Raw genomic sequence first — 9,055 nt, 5'->3', positions numbered from 1 at the left:
GGCCGGGCGGGGCGACGAACGTCCCGGCGTACTACTCGTGGGTCAGCTTCTTCGAGAAGTCCGACGTCGGCTACGGCTCGGCGATCGCGACCGTGCTGACCCTGGTGGTCGTCGCGCTGACCGTGGTGTTCCTCCGCATGCAGGGGCGCGAGCTGGGGGAGGAGCGGTGACCGCGACCCTCGCGAAGGGGACCGGGGCGCCGCCGAGCGCCCGGCGGTCCGGCGCTCCCGGGCGCGGGCGGCGGCGCGGCCCGTCGGCCTACGCGGTGCTGGTGGCCCTGACCGCGTTCGCCGGCGTGATGCTGATCCCGTTCGTCGTGGTCGTCTTCAACGCGCTGAAGACGCCGCAGGAGTACTCCACCAAGGGGCCGCTGGCGCCGCCGGACGGGTTCAACCTCGATGCAGTCCGCGCGTTCTGGGAGCGCGTCGAGTTCGGGCAGGTGCTGCTGAACAGCGTGTTCATCAGCGGGTCCGTGGCCGTCCTCGCCGTCCTGCTGTCGGTGCTGAACGCCTACGCCCTCGGCATCGGCCGGATCAAGGGGCGGATGTGGGTGCTGGTCCTGCTGCTGATGGCGAACACGGTGCCGCAGGAGGCGCTCGTCTACCCGCTCTACCACCTGTCCAAGCAGGTCGGCCTGTACGACACGAGGATCAGCGTGATCATCGTGTTCACCGTCATCCAGAGCGCCTTCGGCACGTACCTGCTGGCGTCGGTGCTGTCGGCGTTCCCGCGCCCGCTGCTGGAGGCGGCGCGGATCGACGGCGCGGGCCGGTGGCAGGTGCTGTGGCGGGTGGTCGTGCCGGTCGTGCGGCCGACGCTGTCGGTGCTGATGGTGTTCTTCTTCGTGTGGACCTGGAACGAGTTCCTGATCCCCATGGTCTTCCTCATCTCCAACGAGAACCAGACGGTCTCGGTCGCGCTCGGCGTGCTGCAGGGGCAGCGGCTCATGGACGCCACGATGTCCAGCGCCGCGTCGCTGCTCGGCCTGCTCCCGACCGTCCTCTTCTTCCTCATCTTCCAGCGCACTCTGTCGCGCGGTCTCACTGCGGGAGCGATCAAATAATGAAGTTCAGCGACGGCTACTGGATGATGCGCGACGGTGTGCACGCGTCTCACCCGGTGGAGGTCCTCGACGTCGAGACCGGGCAGGGCTCGTTCACGGTGTACGCGCCGGTGCAGCGCATCAGGCACCGCGGCGACCTGCTCAGGGGGCCGGTGGTCACGATGACGTGCGACTCGCCGATGCCGGACGTCATCGGCGTCACGCTCACCCACTTCGCGGGGGAGCGGAGGCGCGGCCCCGACTTCGAGCTCGCCGCCGACCCGGCGGGCGAGGTGTCCGTCGACGACGGCGCGGCGACGCTGACGTCGGGCGCGCTGTCGGTGCGGGTCGGGCGGGAGGGGGAGTGGGGCGTCGACTTCCTGGCGGACGGGCGGCGCCTCACCGGCAGCGCGCCCAAGGCGCAGGCGGTCATCGACACCGACGACGGGCGCCATTACGTCCGCGAACAGCTCGATCTCGGCGTCGACCATTTCGTCTACGGGCTCGGTGAGCGGTTCGGGCCGCTGGTGAAGAACGGCCAGTCGGTGGACATCTGGAACGCCGACGGCGGCACGGCCAGCGAGCAGGCGTACAAGAACGTGCCGTTCTTCCTGACGAACGCGGGCTACGGCGTATTCGTCCACCATCCGGGCCGGGTCTCCTTCGAGGTGGCGTCGGAGGCCGTCGCCCGGACGCAGTTCAGCGTCGAGGGCCAGTCGATGCGGTACTTCGTCATCTACGGGCCGACCCCGAAGGAGATCCTGCGCAAGTACACCGCGCTCACGGGGCGTCCCGCCCGGCTTCCCGACTGGTCCTACGGGGTGTGGCTGTCCACGTCGTTCACCACGTCCTATGACGAGGAGACCGTCACGTCGTTCATCGACGGGATGGCGTCGCGCGACCTGCCGCTCAGCGTCTTCCATTTCGACTGCTTCTGGATGCGCGAGTACCAGTGGTGCGATTTCGAATGGGACCCGCGGGTGTTCCCCGACCCGGAGGGGATGCTGCGCCGGCTCCGCGAGCGCGGCCTGCGCGTCTGCGTCTGGATCAACCCGTACATCGGGCAGCGCTCCCCGCTGTTCGAGGAGGGGCGGGCGCGCGGCTACCTGCTGAAACGCCCGAACGGGGACGTCTGGCAATGGGACAAGTGGCAGCCCGGGCTGGCGGTCGTCGACTTCACCAATCCCGAGGCGAGGGAGTGGTACGCGGGCAAACTCGACGCGCTCCTCGACATGGGCGTGGACTCCTTCAAGACGGACTTCGGCGAGCGCATCCCCACCGACGTCGTCTACCACGACGGCTCCGACCCGGAACGGGCGCACAACTACTACACCTACCTCTACAACCAGACCGTGTTCGACCTCCTCCGCAAGAGGCGGGGCGAGGGCGAGGCGGTGGTGTTCGCCCGTTCCGCCACGGCGGGCGGCCAGCGGTTTCCGCTGCACTGGGGCGGCGACTCCGAATCGACGTTCGAGGCGATGGGGGAGAGCCTCCGCGGTGGTCTCTCCCTGGGCATGTCCGGCTTCGGGTACTGGAGCCATGACATCGGCGGATTCGAGGGCACGCCCGACCCGGCGCTCTTCAAGCGCTGGATCGCGTTCGGCCTGCTGTCCTCGCACAGCCGGCTGCACGGAAGCCATTCCTACCGGGTGCCCTGGCTGTTCGACGAGGAGTCGGTGGACGTCCTCCGCGACTTCACCCGGCTGAAGATGCGGCTGATGCCCTACCTTTCGGCGGCCGCCCGGCAGGCGTACGAGGAGGGCCTTCCGATGATGCGGGCGATGGTCGTCGAATTCCCGGACGACCCCGCCTGCACGCACCTGGAACGCCAGTACATGCTCGGCGGCGACCTGCTCGTGGCGCCCGTGTTCACGGCCGACGGTGAGATCTCCTACTACGTCCCGGAAGGCAGATGGACGCACTACCTCACCGGCGAACGCGTCGAGGGCGGCCGCTGGGTGCGCGAGAGGCACGGGTTCGGCAGCGTGCCGCTGCTCGTCCGCCCCGGAGCGGTCGTACCGGAGGGCGCGGTGCAGGACCGTCCCGACTACGACCACGCCGACGGCGTCACGCTCCGCGTCTACGAGCCGTCCGACGGGACCACCGTCACCACCCGCGTCGGCGGCACCACGTTCACCACGACGAGAAACGGTGAAAACCTGCGCGTCACGGGCGGCGGAGCCTGGAACGTTCTCCTCGTCAACGCGCGCACGGCCGCGGTGGAAGGCGGCGAGCCCGCGGAACACCCGCAGGGCGTCCTGGTCGAAGCGGCCGGGGACGAACTGGTCATCACTCTGGAGAGGGAGAACTGATGGGCTTCCCGGAAGGGTTCCTGTGGGGCGCGGCCACCGCCGCGTACCAGATCGAGGGAGCGGCCCAGGAGGACGGCCGCGCACCCTCCATCTGGGACACCTTCAGCCACACGCCCGGCAAGGTGCTCGACGGCGACACCGGCGACGTCGCCACCGACCACTACCACCGCCGGCAGGAGGACGTGGCGACGATGGCCGAGCTGGGCCTCGACGCCTACCGCTTCTCCATCTCCTGGTCGCGCGTCCTGCCGGACGGGACGCCCAACCAGAAGGGCCTCGACTTCTACTCCCGGCTCGTCGACGAACTCCTCGGGCACGGCATCGCCCCGGTCGCCACCCTCTACCACTGGGACCTCCCGCAGACCCTGGAGGACGCGGGCGGCTGGCCCGAACGCGACACGGCGCGCCGCTTCGCCGACTACGCCGAGCGGATCGGCCGCGTCCTCGGCGACCGCGTGCACACGTGGACGACGCTGAACGAGCCGTGGTGCACGGCGTTCCTCGGCTACGCGTCCGGCGTCCACGCTCCGGGCCGGACCGACCCCGCGGCCGCGCTCGCCACCGCCCACCACCTCAACCTCGCCCACGGCCTGGCCGTGCGGGCGCTGCGCGGCGTGGTCTCCCCGTCCGCGCGGCACTCCGTCACGCTCAACATCCACCACCTGCGCGGCGACGCGGACGCCGTCCGCCAGGTGGACGCCGTGTCCAACCGCGTGTTCCTCGACCCGATGCTCGGCAACGGCTACCCCGCCGACCTGCTGGAGGACACCGCGCCGATCACCGGCTGGGAATTCCTGCGCGACGGCGACGCCGAGATCATCGCCGCGCCCCTCGACGTCCTCGGCGTCAACTACTACTCGCCGACGCTCGTCCGGCGGTGGGACGGGGTCTCGCCGCGGGAACACGCGGACGGGCACCGGCGGGGGGCGGCGTCCCCGTTCGTCGGCTGCGACGCCGTCGAGTTCGTCGCGCAGCCCGGCCCCTACACGGCGATGGGCTGGCCGATCGACGCGACTGGCATGGAGGAGCTGCTGCTGCGGCTGCACCGCGACTACCCGCACACGCCGCTGATGGTCACCGAGAACGGCGCCGCGTTCGACGACCGGGTGGACGGCGACGGCCGGATCCGCGACGACCGCCGCATCGCCTACCTCCGCGACCACATCGCCGCGGTGGAGCGGGCGTGCCAGGCGGGCGCCGACGTCCGGGGATACTTCGCGTGGTCGCTGCTGGACAACTTCGAATGGGCCTACGGCTACTCCAAGCGCTTCGGCCTCGTCCACGTCGACTACCCGACCGGCGAGCGCACCTGGAAGGACAGCGCCCTCTGGTACCGCGACGCGATCGCCGCGCGCCGCGGAGGCACGTGATGGCCCGCCGGGGGCCGCTCGGCGCGCCGGACGCCCGCCGGTGCCGCACTGCGGCCGCGTCCGGCGCGGCTACGATCGGTCGCACGTTGCACCGCTTCGAAGACGACGGGACGGGCCGTGGTCAAGATCACTGATGTGGCGCGGCACGCGGGGGTCTCGCCGAGCACGGTCTCCTACGTGCTGAGCGGCAAGCGCTCGATCTCCGAGGAGACCCGGCGGCGGGTCCGCGACAGCATCCGCGAGCTCGGCTACCGGCCGCACGCGGGCGCCCGCGCGCTCGCCAGCAGCCGCTCCAACGTGCTCGCGCTGATGATCCCGCTGCGCTCCGGCATCGCCGTGCCCGTCGTCATGCGGTTCGCCGTCTCGGTCGTCACCGCCGCGCGCCGGCACGACCACGACGTCCTGCTGCTCACCCAGGAGGAGGGCGAGGACGGCCTGCGCCGCGTCGCCGACAGCGCGCTCGTGGACGCGCTGATCGTCATGGACGTGCAGATGAAGGACCCGCGGGTGCCGCTGCTGCGCTCGCTGGACCGGCCGAGCGTGCTCATCGGCTTCCCCGCCGACGCCGACGACCTGACCTGCATCGACCTCGACTTCCACGCCGCCGGCGCCGTCTGCGTCGAGCACCTGGCCGGTCTCGGGCACCGCGAGATCGCGATGATCGGCTCGCCGCCCGAGGTCTACGCCCGGCAGACGGGGTACGCGCGGCGGGTCGCGGACGGCTTCGCCGAGGCTGTCCGCGCGCACGGCCTGTCCGGGGGCGTCCACCCGTGCGAGGCCGCCCCCGACGCGGCCCGCGACCTGGTCGGGCGGCTCCTCGCCGAGCGCCCCGGCCTGACCGGCGTGCTCGTGCACAACGAGCCGGTCGTCGGCTCGGTGGTGGGGGCGCTGCGCGCCGCCGGGCGCCGCGTCCCGGAGGACGTGTCGGTCGTCGCGATCTGCCCGGACGAGATGGCCGAGCACGCCGAGCCGCCGCTGTCGTCGGTCGCGATACCCGCCGAGGAGGTGGGCGGGCGCGCCGTGGAGCTGCTGATGTCCAAGCTGGAAGGGGTGCCGGTCCCCGCCGCGACCCTGCTCCCGCCGACCCTGACCCGGCGCGCCAGCAGCGCGCCCGCCCCCGCCTGACCTGCGAAGGAGGGATGCCGGGGCCCGCCGCGGGCCGTTATCGAAACGCTTCGACACATGTCATCGGGGGGCTAGTCCCAGAGGAGAATCGATGCCCAGACCCCATCGAAACCCCCGTTCCCCCGGCCGGCGCAGCCGGTCGCTGACCCTCGTCCTGGCCGCCGTCGTGGCGGCCCCCCTCGCGCTGGCGGCACCCGCCGCCGCCCGCGAGACCCTCCCGTTCCGCGACCCCGGCCTCCCGGTGCAGGCCAGGGTCGGCGACCTGCTCGGGCGGCTCACGCTCGACGAGAAGATCTCCCTGCTCCACCAGTACCAGCCCGCGATCCCGAGGCTCGGCATCGACCGGTTCAAGACCGGCACCGAGGCGCTGCACGGCGTCGCGTGGTCCACCGACATCCACGACCAGGGCGCGGTCGTGCGGGCCGAGGGCACGGTGTTCCCGCAGTCGGTCGGGCTCGGCGCGACCTGGGATCCGGAGCTGCTCAAGAGGGTCGGCTCGGTGGTCGGCACCGAGGCCCGCGGCTACCACGCCGAGAACCCCGACGTGTGGGGCCTGCAGCTGTGGGCGCCGGTCGTGAACCCGCTGCGCGACCCGCGCTGGGGCCGCAACGAGGAGGGCTACTCCGAGGACCCGCTGCTCACCGGCCTGCTCGCCACCGCCTACGGCCACGGCATGCAGGGCGACGACCCGGACCACCTCAGGACCGCCCCGGTCCTCAAGCACTACATGGCCAACAACAACGAGATCCGGCGCGACCAGACGTCCTCCAGCCTGCGGCCCCGGGTGAGCAAGGAGTACGACGAGGTCCCGTTCGAGATGCCGATCCGCCGCGACGCCGTCACGGGGGTCATGACCGCCTACAACCTGATCAACGGGCGTCCCGCCACCGTCACGCCCGACGCGGGCGGACTGATCCGCTCCTGGACGGACCGGACGCTGTTCAACGTCACCGACGCGGGCGGGCCCAACAACCTCGTCGGGTCCCAGCAGTACTTCCCCGACCTCGCCACCGCCGACGCGGCCGTCCTCAAGGCGGGCGTGGACAGCTTCACCACCGACAACACCGACTCGTCCATCACGGTCAACGCGGTCAAGGAGGCGCTGTCGCGCGGGCTGCTCGCCGAGTCCGACATCGACCGCGCCGCCGGCCACATCCTGAGCATCCGGGTCCGGCTCGGCGAGTTCGACCCGGGCGGCGGTCCGCACGGGAGGATCACCAAGGACGTCGTGGACCGCCCCGCCCACCGCGCCGTCGCCCGCGAGGCCGCGACCGAGCAGATGGTGCTGCTCAAGAACGAGGGCGGGACGCTGCCCATCGCGTCCGGGCCGGAATCCGGGAAGGTCGCCGTCGTCGGGCAGCTCGCCGACACGCTCTACACCGACTGGTACTCCGGCGACCTGCCGTACGAGGTCACCCCGCTCGACGGGATCACCGCCAAGGCGGGCGCCGGGAACGTCACGAGCAGCGAAGGCGTCGACCGGATCGCACTCAAGGACGTCGGAACCGGCAAGTACGTCGCGGGCGGCACGGGCGCCGGAGCCGTCCTCAAGACCGGCCCCACCAGCGCCGCCGACGACACCACCCGGTTCGACGTCTTCGACTGGGGCCAGGGCGTTGTGACGCTGCGCAGCGCCGCCAACGGCAAGGTGGTCGGCCGCCACAACTGGGGCGACACGTTCGCCAACGACCAGGACCAGCCGAACGACTGGTTCGTCCAGCAGATGTTCAAGCTCGAAGAGCAGGACGACGGCCACCTGCTGATCCGCTACGCGGGCTACGAGAAGGCCTACGACTGGGCCGACCCGGCGAAGACGTACCTGAAGGCCCAGGACGACGGGACGCTCGTCCTCACCACGAAGGACGACGCGGGCCGCTTCGCCAAGGACGTCATCAGCAGCGGCGTCGACTCGGCCGTCGAGGCGGCGGCGGGCGCCGACACCGCCGTCGTCGTGGTCGGCAGCATGCCGTTCATCAACGGCCGCGAGGACCACGACCGCACCACGATGGCGCTCGCCGAAGACCAGTCCGAACTCGTCCGGGCCGTCCGCGCGGCCAACCCGAACACCGTCGTCGTGGTGGAGAACAGCTACCCGACGACCCTCAACTGGGAGCAGGCGAACGTCCCGGCGATCCTGTGGACGAGCCACGCGGGCGCCGAGACCGGCAACGCCCTGGCGTCGGTCCTCTTCGGCGACGAGAGCCCTTCGGGCAAGCTTCCGCAGACCTGGTACCGGTCCGAGAAGGACCTGCCCGGCATCCTCGAATACGACATCATCAAGAACGACCGGACCTACCAGTACTTCAGGGGCAAGCCGCTCTACCCGTTCGGCCACGGCCTCTCGTACACGACGTTCCGCTACGGCAAGCCCCGGCTGAGCAGCCGTTCCATCGGCGGTGACGGCACGGTGACCGTCACGGTCCCGGTCACCAACACGGGCGGGAAGGCCGGCGACGAGGTCGTCCAGCTCTACACGCACCAGCGGGACTCCCGCGTGAAGCAGCCGCTCAGGAAGCTGCGCGCCTTCGACAAGGTGCACGTCGAGCCCGGCGAGACGGTGACCGCGAGGTTCCGCCTGCGCGCCTCCGACCTCGCCATCTGGGACGTCACCCGCGGCAAGTGGACGGTCGAGAAGGCCGAGCACGACCTGCTCATCGGCTCCTCGGCGACCGACATCCGCAGTCGCGCACACCTCAACGTGCGCGGGGAGACGATCCCCGACCGCGACCTATCGAAGCCGACCCGCGCGGCCGACTTCGACGACCACGACGGCGTCGAGCTGGTCGACGAGTCGAAGGCCAAGGGCGACGCGGCGGCCGGAGCCGCGGGGTCCTGGCTGAAGTTCGCGGACGCCGGCCTCGGCCGGTCCACCGGCAAGATCACGGCACGTGTCGCGGGAACGGGCGCCACCGCGATCCAGGTCCGCCTGGACCGTCCAGACGGCCCGGTGGCGGGGACCCTGAACGTCCCGTCAACCGGCGACAAGTACACCTACAAGGAGATCACCGCACCGCTCACCGGCGCCCGCGGAGACCGCGACGTCTACCTCGTCTTCACCGGCGAGACCCGCCTGAGCACCTTCTCCCTGACCCGCTGACACCCCGGCCCGCCCCGGCGCCGCCGGGGCGGGCCGCCCCGCTGCAAAGGACGCCCTCCATGCGTGCCAAAAGCAGATTCGCCGTCATCACCGCCACCCTCACCACCGC

General features: G+C 71.3%; 5 protein-coding genes. All 5 read left to right on the top strand.

The genetic code is table 11. The annotated features are described in order from the left end of the window. Nucleotides 1–166: 166 nt before the first annotated feature. A complete protein-coding gene (locus E1266_RS32265; RefSeq protein WP_243719155.1) occupies nt 167–1,063 on the top strand; it encodes a carbohydrate ABC transporter permease in 897 nt (298 codons plus the stop codon). Further along, nucleotides 1,063–3,354, top strand: a complete 2,292-nt coding sequence (gene yicI, locus E1266_RS32260) for an alpha-xylosidase (RefSeq protein ID WP_132053558.1) — start codon at nt 1,063–1,065, stop codon at nt 3,352–3,354. Before E1266_RS32265 ends, yicI begins: the two co-directional genes overlap by 1 nt. After that, complete coding sequence (locus E1266_RS32255) at nt 3,354–4,724, top strand: GH1 family beta-glucosidase (protein WP_132053556.1); 1,371 nt, start codon at nt 3,354–3,356, stop codon at nt 4,722–4,724. The genes yicI and E1266_RS32255 overlap by 1 nt, the downstream gene beginning before the upstream one ends. Nucleotides 4,725–4,841: 117 nt before the next feature. Continuing rightward, on the top strand, nt 4,842–5,849 hold the full coding sequence (locus E1266_RS32250; RefSeq protein ID WP_132053554.1) for a LacI family DNA-binding transcriptional regulator: 1,008 nt from the start codon (nt 4,842–4,844) through the stop codon (nt 5,847–5,849). A 91-nt stretch (nt 5,850–5,940) separates the two neighbouring features. Then, on the top strand, nt 5,941–8,946 hold the full coding sequence (locus E1266_RS32245; RefSeq protein WP_132053552.1) for a glycoside hydrolase family 3 protein: 3,006 nt from the start codon (nt 5,941–5,943) through the stop codon (nt 8,944–8,946). Nucleotides 8,947–9,055 lie beyond the last annotated feature (109 nt).

The sequence above is a fragment of the Actinomadura sp. 7K534 genome (assembly GCF_004348575.1).
GTDB lineage: Bacteria > Actinomycetota > Actinomycetes > Streptosporangiales > Streptosporangiaceae > Spirillospora > Spirillospora livida.
The sequence above is the reverse complement of the archived record's forward strand: the minus strand, read 5'-3'. Positions and strand labels throughout refer to the sequence as shown.

Excerpts from the sequence above, each read along its gene's own strand:
- yicI (WP_132053558.1), top strand. The coding sequence starts at position 1,063 with ATGAAGTTCAGCGACGGCTACTGGATGATGCGCGACGGTGTGCACGCG.
- E1266_RS32255 (WP_132053556.1), top strand. The coding sequence starts at position 3,354 with ATGGGCTTCCCGGAAGGGTTCCTGTGGGGCGCGGCCACCGCCGCGTAC.
- E1266_RS32245 (WP_132053552.1), top strand. The coding sequence starts at position 5,941 with ATGCCCAGACCCCATCGAAACCCCCGTTCCCCCGGCCGGCGCAGCCGG.